Origin of the sequence: Paenibacillus paludis, from assembly GCF_042610515.1 — a bacterium.
Classification (GTDB): domain Bacteria; phylum Bacillota; class Bacilli; order Paenibacillales; family Paenibacillaceae; genus Paenibacillus_AQ.
The window spans coordinates 107,358-132,840 of record NZ_JBGJZP010000006.1; the positions used below are offsets into that span (position 1 = coordinate 107,358).

Sequence of the window (25,483 nt, forward strand, 5' to 3'; positions counted from 1 at the left end):
TTAGCCAGCGCCAACTCTGTCCGCCATACCATCTACTGAAGCTGGATAACAAAAAAACAACTTTTGTCTGAAAAAAAGGTTATTTCGTCACCCTCCCACACATACTGATATTGCATGCCTGTCTTAGGTGAATACGATCAGGAGGGATATTATGGAGGAGTGGTCACACAGTAAATGGTTCCGCTGGATGATCGGAGTGCTGCTCACCCTGATCATTTTGTATTTTGTGTGGCAGCTTCGTCCGATGCTGCAGGGGATATTCCAGTTTCTAAAAGCGATTCTTGCGCCGTTTCTGGCGGCCATGATCATTTCTTATGTACTGAATCCGGTGGTCAGTATGCTGGCGGGACGGAAGATGCCGCGCAGCGTTGCCGTTCTTCTCATCTACGCCGTATTCCTGACTTCAATTGCGGTCATTGCCATCAATCTCATACCGATGTTTATCGAGCAGCTTGAGGAGCTGAACGAACATCTGCCGGAGATGACACTGCATGCGCAAGGTCTCATGAAGAATATGAATTCCCGGCTGATCCCGCCCGGTGTTGAGATGGGGATGAACAATTGGTTTTTTCAGCTGGAGGAACGTCTGGCAAAAGGAATATCACATTTTCTCGACAATATCGGGACAACGATAGGTGTGCTGTTCAATGCATTTATCGTTCCGTTTCTCGTGTTCTACATTCTCAAGGACTTTGAAGTGTTTGAGCGGACCGTAGTTTCCTGCCTGCCCCGCTCGCGCCGCAAATCGATTGTGAAGCTGCTCAAGGATATTGATGAAGCGCTGGGCAACTATATCCGCGGACAGTTCCTCGTCTGTATTATTATAGGCGTGCTGGCATATATCGGTTATGCAATCATCGGGATGCCTTACGCGCTGCTGTTTGCCTGTGTAGTCGCTGTGTTCAACATCGTTCCATACATGGGCCCGTTTCTGGGGGCGGCTCCGGCCATTGTGATGGCCTCAACCCTGTCCCTGCGCCTTGTCCTGCTGGTGGCAGTAGTGAATACGCTATGCCAGATGCTGGAGAGCAATGTGATCTCGCCCCAGGTGGTCGGACGGAGACTGCATCTGCATCCGCTGCTGATTATTTTTGCCCTGCTGGTCGGCGGAGAGGTGGCCGGAATGATTGGTCTTATTCTGGCGGTGCCGTGTTTTGCGGCCGGAAAAGTCGTAATTCAGCACTTAATGGCTTATTATATTAAGCGAAAGCCGGTTTAGCCGGAGAGACCAAACGATCCTACAATATAACATTATGAAAGGGAACACTCATGCAAACGTTGCAGTCCCTGCAGTCCCTGCAGTATGAAGAGCTTCATTCCCATTACAACAGATATTTGTCTCCGTTTCTCCCTTACAGCTCAAATGATCGATATACCGATCGGATCATTCTGCCTGAATCCATAGGAAGCGGCAGCATCAGCCGGACACGCCTGAGACCCGGCATGGAGGTTATCATGGCCGACTGCCAGATGAAGGACGTTCATACCATGCAGCTCAACGGCAATCTTCCGATGGTCGATCTGACCTTCTGGATTCAGGGCAATATTGAAATCCTTCATTCGGGAATACAAGAGCAGATTTCCCCAGGTCTTGGCCACCTTACATTTGGCCTGGAGCAGCAGCTTGAACTAAAATACGCGGCAGGGATGCCAATAGCCATCTGTGAAATTCGTTTGTCTACAGCTTTATTTGACGAATTAATGGATGAACTTGGACACGCGCGTTACAGCTCTGCATTGATTCTTGGTGGGCGCGAGAATCTCATATTCCACCACTCGATATTACCCAAGGTGCAGGCTATTCTGCAGGATATTCGCTCCCATCCCTTTGCCGGACCGATGCGAAAAATGTTCCTGGAAGGAAAAGCTCTGGAGCTGCTTGCCCTCTGGCTCCAGCAAACCTTGTTTGAAGACGAAGTGCCCGCGCAGCGGGGCAGAATTCGGCTGCGTAAAGAGGATATCGCGAGAGTGCGCGAGGCGAGCGGGATCTTGGAGAAGCGGATGGAGCAGCCCCCGTCATTACTGGAATTGTCCAAGCTGGCCGGAATCAGTGATTCCAAGCTAAAAGCCGGTTTCAAGGAACTCTTCGGCACTACCGTCTTCGGATATTTAAAAGAAAAGCGGCTGGATAAGGCGAAGGAGCTGCTTGAAATGGAACGAATCAATGTGTGTGATGCAGCGATTATGGTAGGGTACTCCAACCCGAGCCATTTTGCAGCGAGCTTCCGAGAGAGGTTCGGATGTAATCCGCGGGATTGGATCATTGAATCCCAACGCTTGTAATCCGCCCAACGTCAGCACTCAACCCTACACTGTTACTTATTGAACGTACCGGGGCGGACACCCTCTGCATAGGATGATAGACTGAATGCAACCGCGGTTACATTCACATCACAATGGAGGTCCGCCTTGAGTACTCACCCTATTAGCCTGGTAGAAACAGAGCAGCATTCGTTGGCAAAATCAATAGCACATCATCTCTTCCCCGGTATAATAGCCTTTCTGTGTGTCCTATTCTTTACTCCATTGTTAATAAAGTCAGGCCTGACGATTGGGTTGGCACTCAATCTTGCGCTGTTCCTTTCGATTGTTCCGGTCCAGCTCGGGCTTCTGCTCTATACCGCCAAGAAGCAGACCGGGAGATTTACGTTACAAGGTATTCTTCCATACCGTCAAAAACTGCCCTTGCGGCAATATTTCATTTGGGTTCCTGCACTGCTGGGCTGGATTATTTTGGTCTTCTTCCTGCTGGAACCGGTAGGCAATTATCTGCTTCAGTATGTGTTTAATTTCTTCCCGGCAGGGTTCAATCCTGCTGCTGATGTGCTGTCCCGGTATTCAAGTGGCATGCTGCTCGCATCCTGGGCCAGTGATTTGATTTTGCTTGGAATTTTTGTGCCGATTGTGGAGGAATTCTACTTTAGAGGGTACTTGCTGCCCAGGCTGAGCAGATACCGGGGAGCAAGTGTCTTCATCAATGTGGTTTTGTTCGCCGTGTATCATTTTTTCTCCCCCTGGATGGCCATTACCCGAATTATCGCGATCTTCCCGATGTGCTTCATCGTATGGCGTACCAAGAACATCTACGTAGGCATGGCAGTCCACGTTCTGCTTAACCTGATTTCCTCATTGTCACAGTATAATCTGTACATAGGCTGACTGTGCTAAATACATTCAAATACCCGGGAGTGATATCAGGATCGTGCTATGCATATGAAGGGGAAGGGAAATGAAAATAATTCGTAAAACATATATGGCCTTATTGACGCTGGTATTATTTGCTGTCTTGTTCTCGCGAACAACCGCCGGTGCTGCTTCAAGCTTCGACGGGGCCGGGGTGGACCAGTACATGAAGAATGCTATGGAACGGCTGGACATTCCAGGTGCATCACTTGGCATCGTAAAAGGAGACCGGATCATTTATTTGCAGGGATACGGTATATCAGGTCCGGAACAGAAGCCGGTAACACCGCAAACACCATTTATTCTAGGTTCTACCAGCAAGTCCATTACAGCCCTTGCTGTTATTCAGTTGGCAGAGGAAGGCAAGATTGAGCTTGAAGCACCTGTACAGCGTTACTTACCATGGTTTCATTTGGCAGATGCAGAAGCTTCTGCCCGAATTACTGTCCAAGATTTGCTGCACCAGACAAGCGGCATATCTGAGTATGAGGGCAGAGCAACTATGGCCTCGGATGATCTTCCGCTTGAAGATTATCTCCGCGGAATGACAGGGGTTCCCCTTGCTCAACCGGTCGGAGCAAAATATCAATATTCAAATTTAAACTATGATATTTTGGGTGGCATTATTCAAGAAGTCTCGCAGCAACCGTATGGTGATTACGTGAAGGAGCACATCTTTAAACCGCTAGATATGGAGCATAGTACTGCCTACGTTGAGGAGGCTCAAGAATACGGGCTGGCTTCTGGCTATCAGCCTGTTTTTGGGATTATGATGTCCACTCCACGAATAGATCATACTGCCTCAGTACCGGATGGCAATCTGATCTCAAGCGCGGAGGATCTGTCCAAGTATTTAATCGCCCAGATGAATGGCGGCCATTTTGAGGATCAAAGGGTGCTTTCAAAGGCAGGCATGGACCGGATGCATCAACCTGCTTCGCTGATTAAGCAAGGCGAGTATTATGGAATGGGCTGGATAATCTCTGATGAAACGGTCTGGCATAATGGTACAACGGAAAGTTCTTCTTCCTATTTGTCGATGGATGGAGAGTATGGGATCGTATTGCTGTTCAACTCCGTGGATTTTTTAGCAAGTTATGATTATATCCTGCAGGGGATTGGAGAAGTGCTTCACGGGCAGGTGGCTTCTGTAGATAAACTGCCTCATTATAATAAAATACACATGACTATTAATGCTGTTCTGTTACTGTTTGTTATTTTATATGTATGGTCCTTATACGGATTGATTAAATGGAAAAATACAAAACAGTTGACAAAGCCGGGGCGCTACATCCGTTCTATGACTCTACTCTTACTCAATATTGTTCTTCCCATTGCCGTACTGATTGGTATTCCCATGCTACTGCTCCCTTGGCCGGTAGCTTTATTGTTTCTTCCGGGCATAGCGCACTTTATTTTGATCTTCTGTCTGTTATTGATAGCCGCCGGAGTTGTTAAGATCGTACGGATAGGAAGAGATAGGAGGTCCTTTTGAATACTCACGCAATTCGAAACGAGCAGGAAACAGAGCAGCACTCGCTGCTGAAAGCAGCAGCATTTCATCTTATCCCAGGTGCAGTCACTTTTCTTTTTATTTTTTTTATTTCGCCAATATTACATAAAGCTGGACTTACAATTGCGCTTTCCATCAACTTAGAAACGATACTTTGGCTCGCTCCAGCCATGCTTGGGGTTCTGATCTATCAAGCCCGGAGACAGACCGGCACATTTTCGTTAAAGGGCATTATGCCATATCGTCAAAAACTGCCCCTGCGGCACTATCTCATTCTCGTCCCTGTAGTGCTGGGCTGGGCGGTTCTGATCTTCTGGCTAATGGAACCGGTAAGCCGTGTTTTGCTGGAACATGTCTTTTCCTATTATCCTGACTGGTTCGATGCCAGTACTGATGATATGTCCCGCTATTCACATGGCATGCTGGTGGCAACCTGGGTCAGTGATTTTATTCTGATTGGCTTGTTGGCACCGGTCGTAGAGGAATTGTATTTTAGAGGATATCTACTGCCTAGGCTGGGAAGATACCGGGGCTGGGGGTTGCTGATAAATGTGGTGCTGTTTGTCGTGTATCATTTTTTCTCTCCTTGGATGATTATCACCCGGCTGATTGCAATCTTTCCGATGTACTTCGTCGTATGGCGGACCAAAAACATTTACATAGGCATGGTTGCCCATGTATTACTCAACCTGATTTCCGCTCTGTCGCTCTACAGCTTGTATTTCGGATAATTCCACGTTGACTATAGTCAACGTTTTTGGTTATAATGTTGTGTAATATTACGATTATGTTGTGATGAATAGCAGTTCGATGAAGAGGAGTATTAACTCACGCGACGTTATAGCAGAGAGCCGGTGCATTGGTGCAAGCCGGTTAACGGAACGGAATGAACTCACCTCCGAGTAACGGCGCAAGCCGCAGGTTTCGCAGGGCAGATGCTGCGAAAGGCCAGTGTGTGAACCGTCGTCGCCTCACCTCCGTTAAAGGGTGTCAAAGTGAGTGGCAGAATAAAGCATGTTCAGCCGCTAACTAGGGTGGTACCACGGGAATTCAAACCTCTCGTCCCTAGCGATCATACGCTAGGGATGGGAGGTTTTTTTGCGGAGTTGGGCTTATGCCCCGGTAAACAACAAGTCTGCCTGAGACGATCGAAGGCAGACATCTCCCAGCGGAGCAGCGAGTCTTTTTCAACCGCTTAGTGTGAGATCAGAAATCCGAGTATAACAGCGGGCGGAAGCCCAAAACTTTTTTGCAGCGGAGTTTTATTCCCTGAATTCTTTTAAGAACAGCAGGTTTAACTAAGTAAGCAACACTCCAAGGAGGAGCATAAGATGAGCGAAAACAAAGTGAGCACCCCAGCTGGGGCCGGCTACCGCGCCCAGAGCATTGAACCCAAATGGCAGAAGTTCTGGGATGAGCACAAAACGTTTAAGACAGGTGAGGATTCAAGTAAACCGAAATTTTACGCCCTGGATATGTTTCCGTATCCTTCAGGCGCAGGGCTGCACGTAGGCCACCCGGAAGGTTACACGGCGACGGATATTGTCTCCCGCTACAAGCGGATGCGCGGTTATAACGTGCTGCATCCAATGGGCTGGGATGCCTTTGGACTTCCGGCAGAGCAGTATGCGATGGATACCGGACAACATCCGCGTGACATCACTTTCAAGAACATTGACAATTTCCGCCGCCAGATCAAATCGCTGGGCTTCTCCTATGACTGGGACCGCGAGATCAGCACAACCGATCCGGGCTATTACAAATGGACACAATGGATCTTCATCCAGCTGTACAACCGCGGCCTGGCATATGTAGCTGAGGTATCGGTGAACTGGTGCGAAGCTTTGGGTACGGTGCTGGCCAACGAAGAGGTTATCGACGGCAAAAGCGAGCGCGGCGGTCATCCCGTCGTCCGCAGACCGATGCGCCAGTGGATTCTGAAAATTACAGAATACGCCGAACGCCTGCTGGAGGATCTGGAAGAGTTGGATTGGGAAGAAAGCATCAAGGATATGCAGCGCAACTGGATCGGCAAATCAACCGGAGCGGAAGTCAATTTCGCGATTGATGGACATGACGCAGCATTGACTGTGTTCACAACCCGTCCGGATACCTTGTTCGGCGCAAGCTACTGTGTGCTGGCACCAGAGCATAAACTGGTAGATGCCATCACGACAGAAGCTCAGCGTGCTGCGGTCGCGGAATACCGCGACAAAGCTGCCCGCAAGAGCGATCTGGAGCGTACGGATTTGGCCAAGGAGAAGAGCGGTGTATTCACCGGCGCTTACGCTATTAACCCGGTCAACGGAGCACAGGTGCCGATCTGGATCGCCGATTATGTACTGGCCGGTTACGGAACCGGAGCTATTATGGCGGTTCCGGGACATGATACCCGCGACTGGGAATTCGCCAAGCAATTTGGCTTGAACATCGTCGAAGTAGTACAGGGCGGTAATGTGGAAGAAGAAGCCTATGGCGGTGATGGCCCGCATGTAAATTCCGATTTCCTGAACGGTCTGGATAACAGCGAAGCCATCGTGAAGATGATTGCCTGGCTGGAGGAAAAGGGCAGCGGCCAAGGCAAGGTAACCTACCGCCTGCGTGACTGGCTGTTCAGCCGCCAGCGCTACTGGGGCGAGCCGATTCCGATTCTTCATTTGGAAGATGGCACGATGAAGACTGTTCCTGTGGATCAGCTGCCGCTGGTGCTGCCTGATGTGGACGCGATCAAACCTTCGGGTACGGGCGAATCCCCGCTGGCCAATGTCACCGAGTGGGTGGAAACCGTTGATCCGGAAACCGGGATGAAAGCCCGCCGCGAGACGAACACAATGCCGCAATGGGCCGGCAGCTGCTGGTATTACCTGCGCTATATTGATCCGCATAATGACAAGGAGCTGTGTTCGCCGGAGAAGCAAAAGGAGTGGCTGCCGGTTGATCTGTACATTGGCGGAGCTGAACATGCAGTGCTTCACCTGCTGTACGCCCGTTTCTGGCATAAAGTATTGTATGATATCGGTGTAGTGGATACCAAGGAACCGTTCCACAAGCTGGTGAACCAGGGCATGATCCTGGGCAACAACAACGAAAAAATGAGCAAATCACGCGGCAATGTCATCAACCCGGATGAAATTGTGGAAGCTTTTGGCGCAGATACACTCCGTGTCTATGAAATGTTCATGGGGCCGCTGGAAGCAACCAAGCCTTGGAATGAAAAAGGTGTGGAAGGCATTCACCGCTTCCTCTCCCGCGTATGGCGCCTGTTCGTGAATGAGGACGGCAGCCTCAGTGCCAAGATTTCCGAGGATGGCGGTACAGACGAGTTCAAACGCACCTGGCACAAGACACTGAAGAAGGTTACAGAGGACTTTGAGAATCTGCGCTTCAATACGGCGATCAGCCAGCTGATGATCTTCATCAACGATGCCTATAAGCAGGATAGCTTGTCCCGTGAATCGGCAGAGCATTTCGTACAAATGCTGTCGCCGCTGGCACCGCATATTTCCGAGGAGCTCTGGCAGCTGCTGGGCCACGAAGGCAGCATCAGCTATGTATCATGGCCAGCTTATGATGAAGCTTTGACGGTGGATGCAGAAGTGGAGATCGTTGTACAGGTTAACGGCAAGATTGTGGGGCGTGCACAGATCCCGCAGGATATGGGGCAGGAAGACATGCAGAACCATGCACTGGCTCTTCCTAGTGTGAAGGCGGCTGTAGAGGGCAAAACCGTACGCAAGATCATTGCGGTTCCCGGAAAGCTTGTAAATATTGTAGTGGGTTAAGCGAAGAACGCATTTTTACCCGCAGCTACGGAGCATTCCGTGCTGCGGGTTTTTTGTTAAGGATTCAAAATTCATGGATGTTCCAATGCAGCTCGCAGGCCCGCTTTTTCTCAAGCCGTTCAGGCTTCTAGCGATCCAAAGGGCCTTGCACAATACCGTCCCGGCCGAAGAGTGAATTAAGCCTGTCGACATCCTCATCATATTTATCATGCGTTGTGGTAATCAGCCGCTCGAATACACCTTCCAGACTGCTGCGCAGATGATTCAAGGCTTCCGCTGTAATGCCTCCGCGGACAGCGACACGTTCCTGCAGCTCCTGCGGGGTGAAGTCTGCTTCTGTCAGCAGCTTGCCTGTCCCGAGCAGCATTTCTCCGGCCAGACGGCTGACCAAGGCTTCTTCAATGCCTGTGGCTTCCACCGCTGCGGCGATCCAGCGTTCAATGAAATAGCTGATAAATGCAGGACCGCAGCTGGAGAAATCCGAAGCAATTCGGGTATGGCTCTCCAGGATTTCCGCCGGAACACTTATGAAAGACAGCAGCCTCAGGAGCAACAGCCTGTCTTTTTTATTAATTCTGCTGCCGAAAATGCATAGTGAAGTTCCGCTTTTGACACTGTGGGTGATGCTGGGGATGACCTTGGCTATTTTGGACGGTAGAACCGATTCCAGATGATACAGCTGGACCGGACTGGTAATGGATACGACAATCTGCTCGCTATTCAGACAGGGTGCGATTTCATCCGTCAGCGTTTTGAATTCCAAAGGTTTGACACATAAAAATACAATGTCGCTGCCAGTCGCGGTGTCCCTGTTGCTGCCGCATATGGTGATGCCAGGGTGGTCCTTCTGAAGCTGAATCAGCCGGGTTGAACTGCGGTTGCTGGCCAGCACGTCACATGCATCAAGTGCTCCTGAAGAAAGAAAGGCGTCAATGAGCAGACTGCCCATGCTGCCTGTTCCGATAAATCCCACTTTCATTCTGTGGTTACCTCCTTTCCCTGAGTTGCTGGGCTTGCAGGAATACTCTTCGTTAAATGTATGCAGCGTACACTTGGACACATGACAGGTTTCGCCCGCATTTTTGAATAAAACTCCAGAAGTTGCGTCATATTTGGTTTTGCATAAGGATTGCATAAATAATCAGGGCAAATTGTAGAGGAGGACAGGTACTTGAATAAGAGAATGATAGTCAGTGGTATCGTAGCAGTATTGCTGGGAGGAGGGCTGGTCTGGGCTGCGGATCGGGAAGAAGACAGCGGCATCTCCGGGTGGGAGACGATGGATACCTCTATGGCGCTGGCGGTTGGCGGAGCGAATGCAGAGGAACCGCTTCCCGCTGGAAAGAGCGGCAAGTCAGCTGCGCTGCAGGGTGAGGTTAGTAAAGAGGGGATTGAAGTAAACGGAGGAGCCCAAAAAGCCGGAGCAGCAACACAGGCTGGTAATACTACAGTTACTGGAGCCGGGGCGGACAGCGCTCCAAATGCTGCTGACCCCGCTGGAGGAGCCGCATCTCTGGATAATAGCGGGACAGGAGGGGGCAGCGCGGCGGCAACGGCGGGCACACAAACGGCTGGGACTACTGCAGTGGCAGGCGGAGAGGGTATCCCATCGGCACAAGGCGCAGCTTCCACGGCACAAGCTAATGAGAAGACGGAAGGGAAAATCAATGTGAACACCGCCGGAGCCGCTGAGCTTATGGATTTGCCGGGAATCGGCGAGAAGAAGGCGCAGGCGATTATTGATTACCGCAGCAGCAAGGGGGCTTTCCACAGCTTGTCCGAACTAGGTGAGGTGAAGGGAATTGGACCAAAGATGCTGGAAAAGCTTGAGCCTCTGGTAGTCTTTTGAAACGGGAGATGCGTTTCCGGAGATGAGGAGACTGTTCTCCTAGTGAAAGCAAGCTGCAATATGCTACAATAGTGAACAACTATTGAAGAGAAAGCGGAGATTACTGATGAGTGTGGCCTATCGCAAAAACTGGGATACATATTTTATGGATATTGCCTGCATGGTTTCTACACGTTCGCGTTGCAACCGCCGCCATGTCGGTGCTGTGCTGGTGCAGGGCAAGAAACTGCTGGGTACCGCGTATAACGGAGCGCCCATGGGAGTTCCTGACTGCTCGGAGGCGGGCTGCATGGTCTCCGAACAATATGAGCGGGAGATCGTAGACGGTGTGGAAACGATGGTGAAGAAGCAGCGCTGCATCCGCACGATTCATGCCGAGCAGAATCTGCTGCTGTTCACCGACCGGAGCGACCGGGAAGGAAGTACGGTCTACGTCACCGATGAGCCTTGCTGGACCTGCGCCAACATGCTGGCCAACAGCGGTATTGTGGAGATTGTCTATTTGCGCCCATACCGCAAGGATATGGAGAAGGTAGAGAATATGCTGACCACCAAAGGGATCATTTTCCGCCAATTGGAGAATTATGAGCCGCCGGCAGAAACGATGATCACCGTCTCGGAGTAACAGAATCCATGCGAAATTAAATGAGTAAAGGGGAAGAACCTCTGTATGCGCGGATGTACGCGTATATTGGGGTTCTTTTTGTTGTCTGGTCAGTTCAGAAGGAGGGAAAGAAATGAAGGGAAGGCCGTTGTTAGGGTTTACAGTCTGCTGGATCACAGGAAGTGCTGCAGCCTGCCTGTTCTCGGGCTACAAGCTGCTGATTCTGTGGGCAGGCTGTCTGCTGCTGCTCGCGATCTATGCGGCCTGTGGGAGATTGGGCTGGAAGCAGCTTGCTGTATTCGGAATATCACTTGCTGTCGCCGCCCTGTATTGGGAGTGGAATGCAGGCCGCAATGTCAGTCAGCTGCCAGAAACGCTTGCATCGCAACCGGCAGAGCTGCAGGAGAGTAATGTGGAAGCCGAAGGCATGATTGTGTCTCCTGTGGAACGGGACGGGGACCGGGTGGATTTTACGCTGAAGCTGTCACAGATACGGAGCAATGCAGCAGGGCAGACTGCAGCACAGGTGAAGGGGGAGCTTGTCGCTGTTCAGATCAAACTCCAAGCTGAAGCGGAAATTGCCGTGGCCGCCAATTGGGCAAGAGGAGACCAGGTGATGCTGGCGGGTGAACTGGTACTGCCGGCGGAGGCACGTAACTTTGGAGGCTTCGATTACCGTGCTTATCTTCATACCCAAAGAATCCACTGGCTCCTGAAAGGAAGCGGGGCCGGAAGCGTGGAGGCTACGCCTCCAGAGTCTTGGGGAGCTTCAACCCTGCTGCGCTGGAATGATGCGGCGCGTCTTGTGCTTGGAGCTGAAATGGACCGCTTGTTCCAGGACCGGCATTCGGGATATATGAAAGGGCTGGTGATCGGAATCCAGGACGACCTGGACCCGGAGACCTTCCGGCAGTTCTCACAGCTGGGATTGACCCATATTCTGGCGATATCAGGCATGCATGTGGCGGTGTATGTTGCAGTGCTTTTATTTATTCTCAGGCATTGCCGGGTAACAAGAGAAACGGCGCTGACTGTCACGCTACTTCTGGTTCCTGTATATGTGCTGTTATCCGGGGCAGGACCGTCAATTGTGCGGGCGGGACTGATGGGCATGATCGCGCTCCTTGCCGCGCGGCTTGGGATGCTCAAGGACGGACTGAATATTCTAGCCGCTGCGGCACTCATTATGCTGGTCTGGAACCCGTATTTGCTGCTGAGTGTCAGCTTCCAGCTGTCATTTCTGGTGACGGCAGGTTTGATGGTCTATGTGCCGCTTGCCAACCCTTTGATGAGGCGTCTGCCGAGCTGGCTGGGAAGTTCCATATCGGTAACCCTGATCGCCCAGCTGGTTTCCTTTCCCCTGACGATTTATTACTTTAACCAGTTTTCGCTGCTGTCCTTTGCTGCAAATCTGGTGCTGGTGCCCTTCATCACTTTTTTGGTACTGCCGCTGGGAACATTGGCTCTCCTGCTGGGCTGGTTCTGGGAAGCTGGTGCAGGTGTGGTCGCAGATGCTGCCGAACTGCTGAATAATGCCACTTTTGGAGCGGTGGAATGGGTTAACGGATTCTCCGGCGGGGTGCTGATCTGGCGCTCACCTACACTGCTGTGGATTTGCGGCTATTACCTCCTGCTGTATGGGCTGCTGTACGCCTTGAAACAGCGGGCAGGGGCACATGCACGGGAGGTTCCGCAATATATGGAGGATGAAACCAGGCCGCTGGCCGAAATGGCCCCGGAAGGCAACGGCAAAGGCAAAGGAAGAAGCCGGGAACGCGATGCCCTGGCGTTATCCTTCCAGTCCCGGGGCCGAATGGGACTGGCCGGATCTGCGGTTCTGATATGTGCTGCCGGGCTGTTGCTGCTGCTCTACAGGGGCTACCATGCAGTGAGCCTTGAGGGTGCGGGAGCCATCAGTTATCTGGATGTCGGGCAAGGTGACAGCATCCTGATAACAACCCCCGGCGGGGCGCATATTCTTGTCGACGGAGGAGGTACGTTGAGCTTTGGGAACAAGGAGGAATGGCGCATCCGCCGTGATCCCTTTGAAGTTGGAGCGAAGACATTGCTCCCGTTGCTGAAGCAGCGCGGCATCCACCGCCTGGACGCCGTTATTTTGACGCATGGTGATCAGGATCATGCCGGGGGACTGCAGGCAGTGCTGGAGGGAATGCCCGTGTCGGCTGTACTGTTCAATGGCACGCTGGCTGAGCGTGAGCCTTACAGGAAGCTGATGAGGACCGCTATTGCGAAGAAGGCCCGGCTTTACGCTGTGCAGCAGGGGCTGACACTGGCTCCGGATGATCAGACGAAGCTGTTTTTTCTGTGGCCGGAGCCGCAGCAAACTGACGGGCAGTCCGTACTTCCGGCAGTGGAAGACCAGAACCACGAATCGGTGGTGTTTCGTCTGGAGATGAACGGACGTAATTTTTTGTTTACCGGAGATATGGATAAAGCGTCGGAGCAGGCGGTAATTCTGGCAGTAGAACAGACTGGACTAGACAGCGGCGCGAAGATCGATGTACTAAAGGTTGCCCACCACGGAAGCAAGACTGCGACCGGAGCTGAATGGCTGGAATTCTGGAGGCCGGCTTTTGCTGTGGTTTCAGCAGGTGTCAATAATCTGTACGGACATCCGAACGGCGACGTATTGCAACGTTTGGCGGAATCGAATACTGCGGTGTACCGGACTGATTTGCATGGGGAAGTTCAATTGAAGGTGCAACAGGAGGGGATTGCAGTTCGCCGTAAGCTTAGGGTAGAGCAGGAGGAACAGCCAACACCGGAGAAGGAGAAACGATGATTTTCCTGCTTTTAAGGAGGGGCTTATAAAGGGATAAAGGCAAACGGCGGCAAATTATTAATTTTAGAGGAAAATGATGGAACCATTTGTGCGCTGGAGAGTCTTATTGTGCGAGAGGTGATAACAAAGATGCACAGCGAGAAATTGTCCTATACAATGGCGTGTACACCGTCAATGACGCTGCGGGAAATGATGGAGAGTTATGGCTCCGATGTCTGGCACTATGCTTTTTTTCTGACAGGCAGCCGCGAGCAGGCGGATGATATCAGTCAGGAGGTCTTCTTGAAAGCCTATCGAAATATAGGCAAATATCGCGGCCGCTCGACGCTGAGATAAATCCCGCAATCCTGCTGTTCGGGGTATTGGTTTGTTGCCCACAATAAGCTTTATGATATCGAGACAGGCAAGGTGCAGATTCTGGAAGGCACCATCAGCGTGGATGAACAAGTTACAGATGCCAAAATAAACACATCTTTTACGGATAGCAACATCAATACGTTAAAGAAGAGATTAATATTGACCGCGCATTATGAAGTGCAGGGCGAGAAACGGTCAACAGAAATCACCTTGCCGATTGGAGAGCATTGGTTATTTGATTGGTGGGAACAAGAATATGGGTTGAATATGGACCCCTGGAAATGAATATTTATCTTCTTCATCTTTCTGCTCTGATCGATTACTAGATAATTTACTAAAAAAAAGCTATACTTTTTGATAATATCAGAAAGTACAGCTTTTTTGCTGCTGCTCTCTGACTGTTCGTGAATAACAAGTATTTTTTCTATGAGGAAGAGTGGAGCGGAAAAGATGAAGAAGCTGACAATTGAGGATGTTGCCCAAAAGGCGGGAGTGTCGAAAAGCACGGTCTCGCAATTTTTGAATAAACGGTTTAAATATATGAGCGAGGCGACCAAAAACCGGATTGCTGCCGTCATTGAAGAGCTGAATTATCAGCCGAACGGGCTGGCCCGCAGCCTGAAGCAGAATCGCACGTTTATGGTCGGTGTCATTGTGGCCAATATAGATTATTCGCTGTCGATACAATGCATCAGGGCAATTGAGAATGAGCTGCAGCGCCACGGGATACAAGTCATTATCTGTAATGCCGACGAGAATGCCGATAAGGAAAATACTTACGTGGAGACGCTGGTGGCCCGCCAGGTGGACGGCCTCATCATCTTCCCGACAGGAGACAATCCTTCCGTCTATACCCGGCTTATTGAAGCCCATTACCCGCTCGTATTTATGGACCGGCTGGTGGAAGGGGTCACTACGCAAAGCCTGCTGCTGGATAACGAAATGGCGGTGAAGACTGCAGTCAAGGAGCTGGTGCGGCATGGCCATGAGGCGATAGCCCTGCTCTCGCTGCCGCTCGGTGAGCATGCCATTACGCCGCGCAGGGAACGGATGAGCGGCTTCAGGAAAGCGATGGAGGATGCAGGGCTGGCGCTGAACGAACAGTATATGCGCAGCGTCCCAAGGGAAGAAATCGCTTCGGCCCTGGATGCGCTGCTCGCTCTGCCGCAGCCGCCGACAGCGCTGCTTGCAGCCAATGATCTTGTGCTTGGGGAAATTCTCAAGTACGCCAACCGCCACTCCATTGCCATTCCCGGCCGGTTGTCCGTCATCGGCATTGACGATGCCGAGTTTGCACGGATTTATAACCCGGATATCACGACCATCCGGCAGCCGGCCTATGAGATGGGGATGCAGGCAGCCAAAATCATGCTGTCTTTAATTGAGAACGAGGATGCTTCCGTTCCGATCACCTACCGGTTTCCTCCCGCACTCCAGCAGGGGCAGTCCGTACAGGCACCGGCTAAATAAAACGGTTTATAAAGCATTGTTAATCACAATCTGATCTGTGCAGCCTCACAATGAAAAGCCCTACACAATCCCTTTAAAACTGTGTAGGGCTTTTCATTCAGTTATTTTTACAGTCAGTGGGTATTTGCCTAATTACACGCTGGCGTTCATAAACTTTTCCAGCCCGTGCCGTGTAGGCAGTCCGTCCATATCACCTGGCGACATTACAGCCAAAGCGCCGATGGCATTGCCTCGCTTCACTGCTTCCCCTACCGGCAGCTGCTCCAGCAGCGCGCTGATTACGCCGACGGCGAAGCCGTCACCTGCACCTACGGTATCAATAACCTTTTCTACCTTAAAGCCATCGACATAACCTTCTTCTCCACCGGAGGTTTTGTAATATGCACCTTCAGGTCCCAGCTTGATCACGACCAGAGATACGCCCCGATCCAGGTAGTAGCCGGCAATATCCTCCGGTGTGTCCAGTCCGGTCAGAATCTTGCCTTCCCCAAGCCCTGGCAGGAACCAGTCACAACGTGTCGCCAAGTCGTTGATCGTTCTAACCATAGTCTCCTTGTCCGGCCATAGTGTGGGGCGCAGATTGGGGTCAAGAGAGACGGTTTTTCCGCTCTTTTTCATAAATTCCATGGCATGCAGGGAGAACTCATGACAGGTCTTTGAAAGTGCAGATGAGATGCTGGTGACATGCAGGTGACCGGCGGAGGCGAAATATTCTTCATTGAAGTCGGCCAGACTCAGCTTGGAGGCTGCGGAATTTTTGCGGAAATACTCCACTTTCGGATCACCGGTCAGTACCTTGGATTTGATTAGCATACCGGTCGGGAATTCCTTGGTGTACGTAATACTCTTTGTATCAATCCCCTCTTTCTCCAGCGCCAAGGCAATGAACTGGCCGAAGTTGTCTTCACCAAGCTTGGTGACATAGCCGGTCTTGTGTTCCAGGCGCGACAACCCGGTCGCCACATTGCTCTCTGCCCCGGCGAGCGCCTTGGAGAATGAAGTGGCCTCATGCAGCGGTCCGGCCTCATTAGCATAAAACATCGCCATCGGTTCCCCGAATGTGACTGCGTTTAATGGTTTGCTCATGGATAATTCCTCCTCAGGGTAATGATCTAAGCCCTGTATAAATGATTTGTAATTTGAAATTATCATATAAATCGGTTTTGTACAATAAGTTATTACGCTTTCATCGTAGCCTGTGTATAGAATTTAATATTGTATATTACATAAATCCTTTATTTATAAGCATTTTGTGACTGAGTCAAAGAATTAATTCGTTATTCACATAAATATATATTGACTGTAGACAGCATTGTTATTACTATTTTCATATAAGGTTTTGAGCTGATGTTAGTAAATTAGATAAATTAATTTATCTAAAGAAGTATTTCTTACATCCTATATTCGAATGAAGAAAGGGAGTTAACCGATGAAGAAAATAAAAGTATTGCAAAACATCACATCCGTTGGCGTAGTTGCCGTTATCCGTGCGGACAATGCCGATGATGCTTACCGGATGTCTGCCGCCTGTATTGAAGGCGGACTGAACAACATTGAGGTAACCTTTACTACACCGGATGCCGATGTGGCAATTAAACGGCTGGTAGCCGATTTTGGAGGCCGTGCTGTGATTGGTGCAGGCACGGTGCTCGACCCGCTTACCGCAAGAATTGCTATTCTGGCAGGCTCGGAATTTGTGGTCAGCCCTTCCTTTGAAGAAGAGACGGCGAAGATGTGTAATCTATATGGGATTCCCTACATGCCGGGTTGCTTGACGCTGAATGAAATGAAGGAAGCGCTCAAGCTGGGTGTGGATGTTCTGAAGCTGTTCCCGGGCAGTGCATTTGGACCGGATTATATCAAAGCGGTCAAAGGTCCGATGCCGCATGTCAACATCATGCCGACAGGCGGCGTGGATCTGAACAATATGGAGAAATGGATTGCAAACGGCTGCATCGCTGTAGGCATTGGCGGCAACCTTACCGCCCCCGCCAAGCATGGCCGCTATGATCAAATCACCGAGCTGGCTGCCCAGTATGTAGCCAAGTTCAAGGAGATCAAGGGCGTATAAACCTTGAAATCCCAAATGGTACAAAACAGAAGCCGTTCGACCGGGTACTTGCCGGCCGGACGGCTTTTGTCGTTCTTTTCAAAGCTTCATTGTATAGAACAGGGACAAAAACAATAAACTGTAGAGTAGAGAGCGGCGTTATAATTTAGTTTGCCGGGAGTGAGTTGGATGTCTGCCTATAACAATAAGCTGCTAAGCCCAGCTACTGAGGATGACGCGCAGTATGTCTGTATTAAATGTAGCAAGCATGGCTGCAAGGTGACGGTGGGCCGGATTTACAGGCTGGAGCGAAACTACAACAACCCGCAGCTTTTTGTGGGCGGTGAAATCTATATTGTGGATGATGAGCAGAAAGACAACTATTCCATTTTAATGCTGTGCCAAACTGTCTTGTATAAATAGGATGTAATGATTGCCAAATACATAGATTTAGCCGTCAGCCCCACTCCGTGGGGCTATTTTGTTTCAATTTTGTAACGAACTTCTATAAAAGAGTATTTGAAGATTCAGTGCTTCCCCTGTATGCTTAGTAAGGATTATAGACCGTTCCGGTGGAAGCTAAGGGCTGAAACCCTTGCGGCCGGAAAGACGTAATAAACAAAGTTTGGTATCCTAAAAATAATGATTACAGGCTTGCAACAAATCCGCAGTCTTGCGCGTCAGTAAGATTGCATAGAGAGGGGGAACCTTCGTGGTGGAGCAGGGACTCATCAGAGCCGCTCAAGCGGGCGATCGCGACGCTCTAATCACCCTATTGCGAGAAATTGAGGGACATGTATATAAAACAGCCTTCTATATTCTGCATAATGAACAGGACGCTCTGGATGCATCACAGGAGGCACTCATCAGAGTGTATACCAAAATTGGTTCATATGAAGAGAAGGCACAGTTCAAAACATGGGTTCAGCGGATCGTTACCAACATTTGCATCGACAAATTCAGGAGAACAAAACCTACAGTTTCAATTGATGAACACGAAATGGTGTTTCAGGACAATAAACATAATGTGGAGCGCGAAGTGATGTCCGCCTATTTGCAGGAGGATATCCGTGAAGCGATTGACCAACTCCCTGAGCATCACCGCACCGTAATTGTACTGCGATATTTGCAGGATTTTTCTTACAACGAGATAGCAGACTGTTTGGATTTGCCTTTGAATACAGTGAAATCTTACCTGTTCCGGGCAAGGCAGCAGCTGCAGAATAGACTTCAGGAGTACCAGAAAGGTGGTGTATCAGGATGAAATGCGCGGAGGTGATGGAATGGATGCACCGCTATTTGGATCATGATCTCAGTCAGGACGAGATGATTGAAATGTTCCGTCATATTGATGATTGTTCTTCCTGCGCGGAAGTCTTTGACCGGCTGAAGATGCTCTCCCAGCAACTGGAGCAGCTGCCGGACGTGAAACCCCCATTCAGTCTGGTTGACTCAATCCTGCCTCAGCTTGATCAACTGGACCTAAACATCCAGGGGAAAAGCGCAGATGCGGTAAGCCCTGAAGAAGATCCAAAGGTCGTGCCTTTTTCCCGCAAGAGCACCCATGGCAAAGCTTCCAAGGGAGCTTCCCTGGCAGCGCGGACAGGCATAGGAGCTGCTGCGGCAGCGGTTATCCTGCTTATTGCTATGTTTAATATGCCGGGCAGCATGCCGACGGCGGATGTGGAGCAATCGCTACAACAGACAGCTGAGAACAACGCCGGCAATGATGCCCTGAGCATAATGTCCTCGGCAGCTACGGATTCCGCTGAGGAGGATGCTGCACCGGGCGAGAGCAAGCAAGAGTTGGAGAACTCCGAGAAAGTGGATCCTACTTCCGCTGGCGGGGGCCAGAATACCGGCGGTAGTGCCGCACCGGCAGAGACTGCTGCTGCTCCAACCGCAGAAGCAACGGATAAAGCTCCTGCCATGACCAAAAAGTCTGGATCAGATAAGCGGACTTCAAGCAGGAAGGTCACTACCGGAACAGCAACTCCGGCACCCGGGGCTGCGGATATGGACTCCAAAAGCAGCAATAACATGGAATTGGACGAAGGCGGGGATCCGGCAGCAGCCGACAGCCGGGAGTTTCTGGATGCCTCCCATGAGCCCGGGGCGGGGGAAGATAGAAATATGGGCTTTTCTGCTCTCAAAGCCCAAGCTTCGTGGACCTCACCCGATGGTCTCTACACAGCTGAACTGGCCGAACAGCAGCTGGTAATTTATAAGCTTCCTTCAAACGGACCAGAGCAGGAAAGGACGGTCCTGACCTCACTTCCACTGGAAGGAGCGTGGGTTTCCGGTAACTGGTCGGCGGACGGACTGCAGTTCTCCTATGTGACCGAGCAGAACGGCGCTGAAGTAGCCAATGTATATACAGTTCCTGAAGCCGGTGTCTCTGCCTCACCGGCAGCATCACCGGAGCCTACGCCGGTAGCTTCACCTGCTGTTACCCCGGACGCGGCAACGTCCAATAAATAATTGCAGAGTGGAACTTTTTGAGAGCTAGTGGAATATGCTATGGTAAGAGGACAGGAATTTCAGGATTGCGAGTTTCATCGGTATGACCGTCGGAAGGGAAGTTTCTAGAGCTTTTCCTTCCGTCGTTTATATAGATGCGCCGCTGAAACGGAGCAACTTTGGTCAACGCTGCCGAAGTTGCTCCGTTTTTGCATGTCATGCTGCAGGAAGCTTGGACGGATAGAGGGAAAGACGCCTATGTTTATAGCTGCTTTTTTGTTAAAATATAAAAATGGATTGGATTCATACAAAGCTTTGAGGAATGCAATGGAAAAGGAAGTGGCGGGATGGATGCCAAAACGGCGGCCAAGGACATCAAGCAGGGGAATATTTCACCGCTGTATGTTTTGTATGGCAGTGAGAAGTTCCGGATGAATGAATTTGCGGCCTTTCTGGAGGAGCATCTGATTGCCAAAGAGGACCGTGACTTTGCAGTGATTCCCTTCGATCTCTCGGAGACGCCCGTGCAGGCGGTTATAGAAGAAGCGGAGACTGTGCCGTTTATGGTGGAGCGGAAGCTGCTGCTGGTGAGAGATGCTTCCCTGTTCACGGCGGGGAAAGAGAACGCAAAGATTGAGCATCGTGTAGAATTGCTTAGCGATTATATGCAGCAGCCGGCGGAATTCAGTGTAATCGTATTTATGGTCAATAATGACAAGCTGGATGAACGTAAAAAAATCGTCAAAGCGGCCAAGGCCGCAGGCACGGTTCTGGCCTTCAATCCGCTGGGTGCGGAAGAGCTGCTGCGCTGGGTGGAGAAGGGCTTCCGTGAGCGTGGCTGCAGCGCGGCGTCTGGAACAGCCGAGGCGCTGGTGGCCAGTGCCGGGACAGGGCTCCAGGGTTTGTCTGCAGAGATGGACAAGCTGTGCTTGTTCGCAGGTCAGGGCGGAACCGTGGATGCCGCAGCAGTGGAGAGTCTGGTACACCGCGGCACTGAGCAGAATGTGTTCACCCTGGTGGAGGATATAGCGAACTTACGCCTCGACAAGGCGCTTAATACACTTTACGAGCTGCTGAAGCAGCGCGAGGAACCGATCAAGATTGCCGCGCTGATCGCCCGGCAGTTCCGGATCATTCTGCAGGTTAAGGATTTGTCCGCGCTGAGCTACTCACAGGGGCAGATTGCTTCGCAAATTGGACTGCATCCCTATGCCGTCAAGCTGGCTGGTGAGCAGGCCCGTAAATTTGAAAGCCAGCGCCTGCGGAGTATTCTGAGCACCCTGGCCGATTTGGATTACAAGATGAAGACAGGAGCTATAGACAAGGTGCTTGGGCTGGAGATGTTTATGCTGCAGCTGGGCGCTTGAACCGGAACAAGACCATTCATAGAACATACTGCAAAAAAGCCTGCCCCGTGTTGCGTAATATCACCGGGCAGGCTTTTGCAGTTCCTACTATTATAAAGAGGTAAATGGGCACAAAAAAACCTAACCGTATGCAGCATAGCGGTCAGGTTCTTAGAATGCTCATTATGAATGTCGCCCTTGGCTTAGGCTTCTGCCTTAAGAGCGTTCAATTTCTTCGCCAAGCGGGATTTTTTGCGGGCAGCCGCATTTTTATGAACCAGACCTTTACTTACGGCCTTGTCCAGCTTTTTGGAAGCAGCTTGGAAAGCAGCTTGAGCAGTTTCAACTTCCGTTCCTGTCAGTGCTACATCAGCAGTTTTCACAGCTGTACGAAGCGCGGACTTCTGGGAAGCGTTCAGTGCACGGCGTTTTTCGGTCGTCTTGACGCGTTTAACCGCGGATTTGATATTTGGCATTGCATTCACCTCCTGGAAGACATTCGAAATCATCATATGATTCACAACTTAAAATAGTTTAGCATGACCGTTAGCAAAAAGCAACACTAAAAGCTTTTGAAAATCGCATTCCAATGTAGCTGATCCTCTCAGTACCTTAATGCGAAATGTTATACCTATTTTGAATTTGAATTAAACCTTGCTGCCCTGAATAAACCACAGCTATCTCTCGCACACTATCGACAAAAAGCAAAAGCTAATGCTCATTAAATTATAAGGAGGCTGAACTATCAATGGAACTGGATCTTCAGCTGTATTCGGTACGTACGGATTTGGCGGTAGAGGCGAAGGAAATGGCCCAGGGACCGCAAAAAACGCCGATTCCCGGTGTGAATGAAGAGGTGGAAGAAGAGGGCGGAATCAAGGTAACCCGGCTTGGAGTAGCCAATAATGCAGGATCACAGGCTATCGGGCGTGCGATCGGAAATTATGTGACGCTGGAAGTTCCGGCACTTCGCGGCGGAGATACCGGTCTGCAGCAGAAGGTATCCACCGTGTTTGCCCGCGAATTTGAACAGTTCCTGAACCGGATCGGAATCAACAAAGAATCCTCCGTGCTGATAGTGGGACTGGGCAACTGGAATGTAACTCCGGACTCGCTCGGCCCGCTGGTGGTGGAGAACGCACTGGTTACGAGACAGTTCTATGAATTGGTTCCGGATCAGGTCTCTCCCGGCTACCGTAATGTGAGTGCGATTGCCCCGGGTGTGCTCGGACTGACCGGCATTGAATCGAGCGAGGTTGTGCAAGGGATCGTGGACCGCACGAAGCCGGATGTCATTATTGCGATTGATGCCCTGGCCTCCCGTTCACTTGAGCGGATCAATACGACGATTCAAATTGCCGATATCGGGATTCATCCGGGTTCGGGAATCGGTAATAAACGGCGTGGACTGACTCAGGAGATTCTGGGGATTCCCTGCATTGCTATCGGCGTTCCTACCGTTTGTTATGCGTCCACCATCGTCAATAATGTGCTGGAGATGATGAAGAATCACTTTGCACAGGTTGGAGACGGGGCAGCCCATACGAAAGAAATCATGGGTATGCTGGATGATATCTCCGAGCAGGAGCGGCTTGCGCTGGTCAAGGAAGTGCTTGAGCCGCTGGGACATGATCTGATTGTTACCCCTAAGGAAATCGATGAGTTTATTGAGGAAATTGCCAATATCGTTGCCAGCGGACTGAATGCTGCATTGCATGAAGCCGTGGATCCAGGCAATGTCGGAGCCTACACGCATTAATTTTCACCTGAATATAGAGCCCGTACCGGCTGCCGAACGGCAAAGCCTGTGCGGGTTTTTTTCTGTTACCGGCTGGCAGATTCCACCGCTGCTGTTTCTACTTATCTCTTTTTCGGTTCTAGTATTCCTCCCTGGCTCATAGATTTGAAATATAAGAGATTACAGAGGGCTGGAGGAGGACATAACAATAATGAATAGAAAATGGTTTCAGCTGTGGAATATCGGCCGGCTGCGGGGAAAGCTGCTGGATGTTCTGTCGCTGGGGAGAACAATGCTGCTGCTGGCCGGAGGTTCACTTGTGTTTTTCATGCTGCTTGGAGCCGGTGGATTAGCCGGACAGAAGCTGAACTCTTCACCCATTCCTTCTATGAAAGGATTGGCTGCTTCGCTTTCCAGCGGATTCTTTATGGAGCTTCTGGGCATGGAGGTTCCGCATTTGCCTAAAGGGGACGAGCCTTCGGCATTTTCGGGCCCAAAGGTCACCTCCTTCGTGTTCCGTCTGCTGACAAGCGTCGATCCCGGTGATCCGAAGAGTCTGCTCTCGCGTGAGGTGCCGGGGCTGGCAGCGGATGATCCATTCCTGCTCCGTAAAGGCTCAGGCGGTGCTACGGGAGCACCGGCTGATTATCATCCGGGCAGTGATGAGCTGGCCTCGGACGGCAGAACAGGGACTGGCGCAGAGGGTGTGGTGGATGAACATGGACCATCTCCGGCGGAAGACACAGACAACCCGGGTACAGAGGCTTCTCCGCAACCTGAGGCTACGGTGACGCCTGACTCTCCCGAGACCGGAGGAGACGGGGGCAACAGCAGCCCGGGTGATAACGGGGGGAATGTGCAGGATACATCAATTAAACGCATTCTGGTCTACCACTCCCATCCCCGCGAGGCTTACAATCCTCTGCTGGGGGTGCAAAGCGACAATCCAAGCTCCGGCGTGCCTTCCAAAAATGTAATGCTGGTAGGATCATATATAACAAAGCGGCTGGAAAAGCGGGGAATTGGAACGGTGCATGCACAGGAGGATTACGCGACGAAGGTACCGGATTACAGCTGGAATTTTTCCTATAAATATTCACGGATGACTATTAAGTCAGCGCTTGCCGGGAATCAGGAAATGACTGAGCTGATCGATATACACCGTGATTCACAGCGCCATGGCAAAACGACTGCAGAGATCGGAGGCAAAAGCTACGCCCAGGTCTATTTCATTCTTGGCCATGCGAATAAGAACTGGAAGAAAAATGAGGCTTTCGCCAACGAGATTCATCAGCTGCTGGAGAAAAGCTATCCGGGTCTCTCACGGGGCATCTGGGGCAAGTCGTCCGGAAACGGAAACAACGGGGAGTATAACCAGAGTCTCTCACCAAACAGCGTGTTGATTGAGGTTGGCGGAATTGACAATACTGCCGAGGAGCTGAAGCGTACAGCAGACGTTCTAGCCGATGCCATCGCCGATGTGTACTGGAGCAGCCATGACGCCGAAAAAGCTGCCGCCCCGGACAAAAGCGCCGATACGCAGACGCAGGAAAGCGGAGCTGAGGGCGTCCAGGGATCAAAAAGCACAGGCGGCGTTTCTTAATTCATACAGCGCTATTAAATCGGGCGGGCTTTACAGCAAGCATTAACAAGTATCAGCAAGTATTAAAAGGGAGTGACAGCTATGTCGCGGTTCGGGAAAAAACTGACGATGGTCGGAATTTGGGCGGGAATCGGCATATTGATTGGCATGCAGTTTGGCGGAGTTGGCAGCAGCGTCGCTAAGAACTCCGCGGTGCTGCCGGGCTGGAACGGAATATCCGGGACCCCCCAGACCGGACAAGCAGCAGGAGCTTCCGCCGTGACGGGAACAGGGGCGGGAGCCGTTAAGGGTGGGCAGGCCTACGTTTATGTGCCTGTGGCTATAGATCCGGCAACAGGTGCTTACACGGTGCTTCCGGGGGTCCAGACGCAAACTGCGGTGCCTAATGGCACCGAGCAGCTCCCGCAGCAGGAAGTGAAGGATTACAGCACGCTGACCCCGGAGCAGATTCTGATTCCGGAGGAGCAAAACAGGGGAGTGGATGTGCTGGCGGATAAGACGGCAGGCCTGCTGCAGCAGGCTTCGCAAAAAAGCATCCGCTGGGTAGTCTCCTTGTTCGACTCTGTCGAAGAGTGACAGGCACCCCGCACGAAGAATGCATCATGTTTATTCGTTGCAGCTGTAAAAGGCCAGGAAGAGCCTTTATAACATAGGCCTTATATGAAAAGACATCAACCGGATGTCTTTTCTTTATTTTCCTGCGGGGGACGGGATTGATGGGGGAA

At 51.0% G+C, this 25,483-nt stretch carries 23 protein-coding genes; 20 read left to right on the plus strand and 3 right to left on the minus strand.

Annotation, left to right across the window (positions count from 1 at the left end):
• The first annotated feature begins 151 nt into the window (after positions 1-151).
• From ACAN56_RS13345 to leuS, 6 genes are all read left to right on the plus strand, one after another.
• Positions 152-1,219, plus strand: a complete 1,068-nt coding sequence (locus tag ACAN56_RS13345) for an AI-2E family transporter (RefSeq protein WP_038595522.1) — start codon at positions 152-154, stop codon at positions 1,217-1,219.
• A gap of 50 nt (positions 1,220-1,269) precedes the next feature.
• Positions 1,270-2,283 carry a helix-turn-helix transcriptional regulator gene (locus ACAN56_RS13350; protein WP_379143343.1) on the plus strand — a complete coding sequence of 338 codons (1,014 nt, stop codon included), beginning with the start codon at positions 1,270-1,272 and terminating at the stop codon, positions 2,281-2,283.
• 126 nt (positions 2,284-2,409) lie between these two features.
• A complete protein-coding gene (locus ACAN56_RS13355; RefSeq protein ID WP_379143345.1) occupies positions 2,410-3,159 on the plus strand; it encodes a CPBP family intramembrane glutamic endopeptidase in 750 nt (249 codons plus the stop codon).
• 70 nt (positions 3,160-3,229) lie between these two features.
• Positions 3,230-4,678, plus strand: coding sequence for a serine hydrolase domain-containing protein (locus tag ACAN56_RS13360; protein ID WP_379143347.1), 1,449 nt, complete (start codon positions 3,230-3,232; stop codon positions 4,676-4,678).
• Positions 4,675-5,427: a CPBP family intramembrane glutamic endopeptidase gene (locus tag ACAN56_RS13365; RefSeq protein WP_379143349.1), complete on the plus strand. Its 753-nt coding sequence runs from the start codon at positions 4,675-4,677 to the stop codon at positions 5,425-5,427. Before ACAN56_RS13360 ends, ACAN56_RS13365 begins: the two co-directional genes overlap by 4 nt.
• A gap of 600 nt (positions 5,428-6,027) precedes the next feature.
• Positions 6,028-8,478: a leucine--tRNA ligase gene (leuS, locus tag ACAN56_RS13370; protein WP_379143351.1), complete on the plus strand. Its 2,451-nt coding sequence runs from the start codon at positions 6,028-6,030 to the stop codon at positions 8,476-8,478.
• A 127-nt stretch (positions 8,479-8,605) separates the two neighbouring features.
• Here leuS and comER read toward each other — a convergent pair whose 3' ends face one another.
• Positions 8,606-9,457: a late competence protein ComER gene (comER, locus tag ACAN56_RS13375; protein ID WP_038595512.1), complete on the minus strand. Its 852-nt coding sequence runs from the start codon at positions 9,455-9,457 to the stop codon at positions 8,606-8,608.
• Between the two features lie 192 nt (positions 9,458-9,649).
• On the opposite strand from comER, the gene ACAN56_RS13380 reads away from it, so the two are divergent.
• The 6 genes from ACAN56_RS13380 to ACAN56_RS13405 all read left to right on the plus strand — a co-directional run bounded on the left by ACAN56_RS13380 (position 9,650) and on the right by ACAN56_RS13405 (position 15,561).
• Positions 9,650-10,327, plus strand: coding sequence for a ComEA family DNA-binding protein (locus ACAN56_RS13380; protein WP_052092259.1), 678 nt, complete (start codon positions 9,650-9,652; stop codon positions 10,325-10,327).
• Between the two features lie 106 nt (positions 10,328-10,433).
• Entirely contained in the window at positions 10,434-10,952 is a 519-nt protein-coding gene (locus ACAN56_RS13385; protein WP_038595511.1) for a deoxycytidylate deaminase, read from the plus strand.
• A 112-nt stretch (positions 10,953-11,064) separates the two neighbouring features.
• Entirely contained in the window at positions 11,065-13,734 is a 2,670-nt protein-coding gene (locus ACAN56_RS13390) for a ComEC/Rec2 family competence protein (RefSeq protein WP_379143355.1), read from the plus strand.
• Positions 13,735-13,863: 129 nt separating this feature from the next.
• Positions 13,864-14,070: an RNA polymerase sigma factor gene (locus ACAN56_RS13395; protein WP_379143357.1), complete on the plus strand. Its 207-nt coding sequence runs from the start codon at positions 13,864-13,866 to the stop codon at positions 14,068-14,070.
• Between the two features lie 72 nt (positions 14,071-14,142).
• A complete protein-coding gene (locus ACAN56_RS13400; protein ID WP_379143359.1) occupies positions 14,143-14,376 on the plus strand; it encodes a hypothetical protein in 234 nt (77 codons plus the stop codon).
• A gap of 165 nt (positions 14,377-14,541) precedes the next feature.
• The gene (locus ACAN56_RS13405; RefSeq protein WP_379143361.1) at positions 14,542-15,561 is read left to right on the plus strand and encodes a LacI family DNA-binding transcriptional regulator; all 1,020 of its coding nucleotides are present in this window, start codon (positions 14,542-14,544) and stop codon (positions 15,559-15,561) included.
• 132 nt (positions 15,562-15,693) lie between these two features.
• On the opposite strand, the gene ACAN56_RS13410 is transcribed toward ACAN56_RS13405, so the two are convergent.
• Entirely contained in the window at positions 15,694-16,647 is a 954-nt protein-coding gene (locus ACAN56_RS13410; RefSeq protein ID WP_038595506.1) for a sugar kinase, read from the minus strand.
• A gap of 343 nt (positions 16,648-16,990) precedes the next feature.
• Here ACAN56_RS13410 and ACAN56_RS13415 point away from each other — a divergent pair, with 343 nt between their 5' ends.
• The 5 genes from ACAN56_RS13415 (at position 16,991) to holA (ending at position 21,438) form a co-directional block, all read left to right on the plus strand.
• Complete coding sequence (locus tag ACAN56_RS13415; RefSeq protein WP_038595505.1) at positions 16,991-17,632, plus strand: bifunctional 2-keto-4-hydroxyglutarate aldolase/2-keto-3-deoxy-6-phosphogluconate aldolase; 642 nt, start codon at positions 16,991-16,993, stop codon at positions 17,630-17,632.
• A gap of 168 nt (positions 17,633-17,800) precedes the next feature.
• Positions 17,801-18,034: a hypothetical protein gene (locus ACAN56_RS13420; RefSeq protein WP_038595504.1), complete on the plus strand. Its 234-nt coding sequence runs from the start codon at positions 17,801-17,803 to the stop codon at positions 18,032-18,034.
• A 289-nt stretch (positions 18,035-18,323) separates the two neighbouring features.
• The gene (locus tag ACAN56_RS13425) at positions 18,324-18,875 is read left to right on the plus strand and encodes an RNA polymerase sigma factor (protein ID WP_038595503.1); all 552 of its coding nucleotides are present in this window, start codon (positions 18,324-18,326) and stop codon (positions 18,873-18,875) included.
• Positions 18,872-20,092, plus strand: a complete 1,221-nt coding sequence (locus tag ACAN56_RS13430; RefSeq protein WP_379143366.1) for an anti-sigma factor family protein — start codon at positions 18,872-18,874, stop codon at positions 20,090-20,092. The genes ACAN56_RS13425 and ACAN56_RS13430 overlap by 4 nt, the downstream gene beginning before the upstream one ends.
• A 326-nt stretch (positions 20,093-20,418) precedes the next feature.
• A complete protein-coding gene (gene holA / locus ACAN56_RS13435; RefSeq protein ID WP_379143368.1) occupies positions 20,419-21,438 on the plus strand; it encodes a DNA polymerase III subunit delta in 1,020 nt (339 codons plus the stop codon).
• A 182-nt stretch (positions 21,439-21,620) separates the two neighbouring features.
• On the opposite strand, the gene rpsT is transcribed toward holA, so the two are convergent.
• Positions 21,621-21,893 (minus strand): 30S ribosomal protein S20, encoded by a 273-nt coding sequence (gene rpsT, locus ACAN56_RS13440; RefSeq protein ID WP_038595494.1) that lies wholly within the window; start codon positions 21,891-21,893, stop codon positions 21,621-21,623.
• A gap of 272 nt (positions 21,894-22,165) precedes the next feature.
• On the opposite strand from rpsT, the gene gpr reads away from it, so the two are divergent.
• The 3 genes from gpr to ACAN56_RS13455 all read left to right on the plus strand — a co-directional run bounded on the left by gpr (position 22,166) and on the right by ACAN56_RS13455 (position 25,334).
• Positions 22,166-23,176, plus strand: coding sequence for a GPR endopeptidase (gene gpr / locus ACAN56_RS13445; protein WP_038595493.1), 1,011 nt, complete (start codon positions 22,166-22,168; stop codon positions 23,174-23,176).
• Between the two features lie 190 nt (positions 23,177-23,366).
• On the plus strand, positions 23,367-24,758 hold the full coding sequence (locus ACAN56_RS13450; protein ID WP_379143371.1) for a stage II sporulation protein P: 1,392 nt from the start codon (positions 23,367-23,369) through the stop codon (positions 24,756-24,758).
• A gap of 81 nt (positions 24,759-24,839) precedes the next feature.
• The gene (locus ACAN56_RS13455) at positions 24,840-25,334 is read left to right on the plus strand and encodes a hypothetical protein (protein ID WP_340896919.1); all 495 of its coding nucleotides are present in this window, start codon (positions 24,840-24,842) and stop codon (positions 25,332-25,334) included.
• The last annotated feature ends 149 nt before the right edge of the window (positions 25,335-25,483 follow it).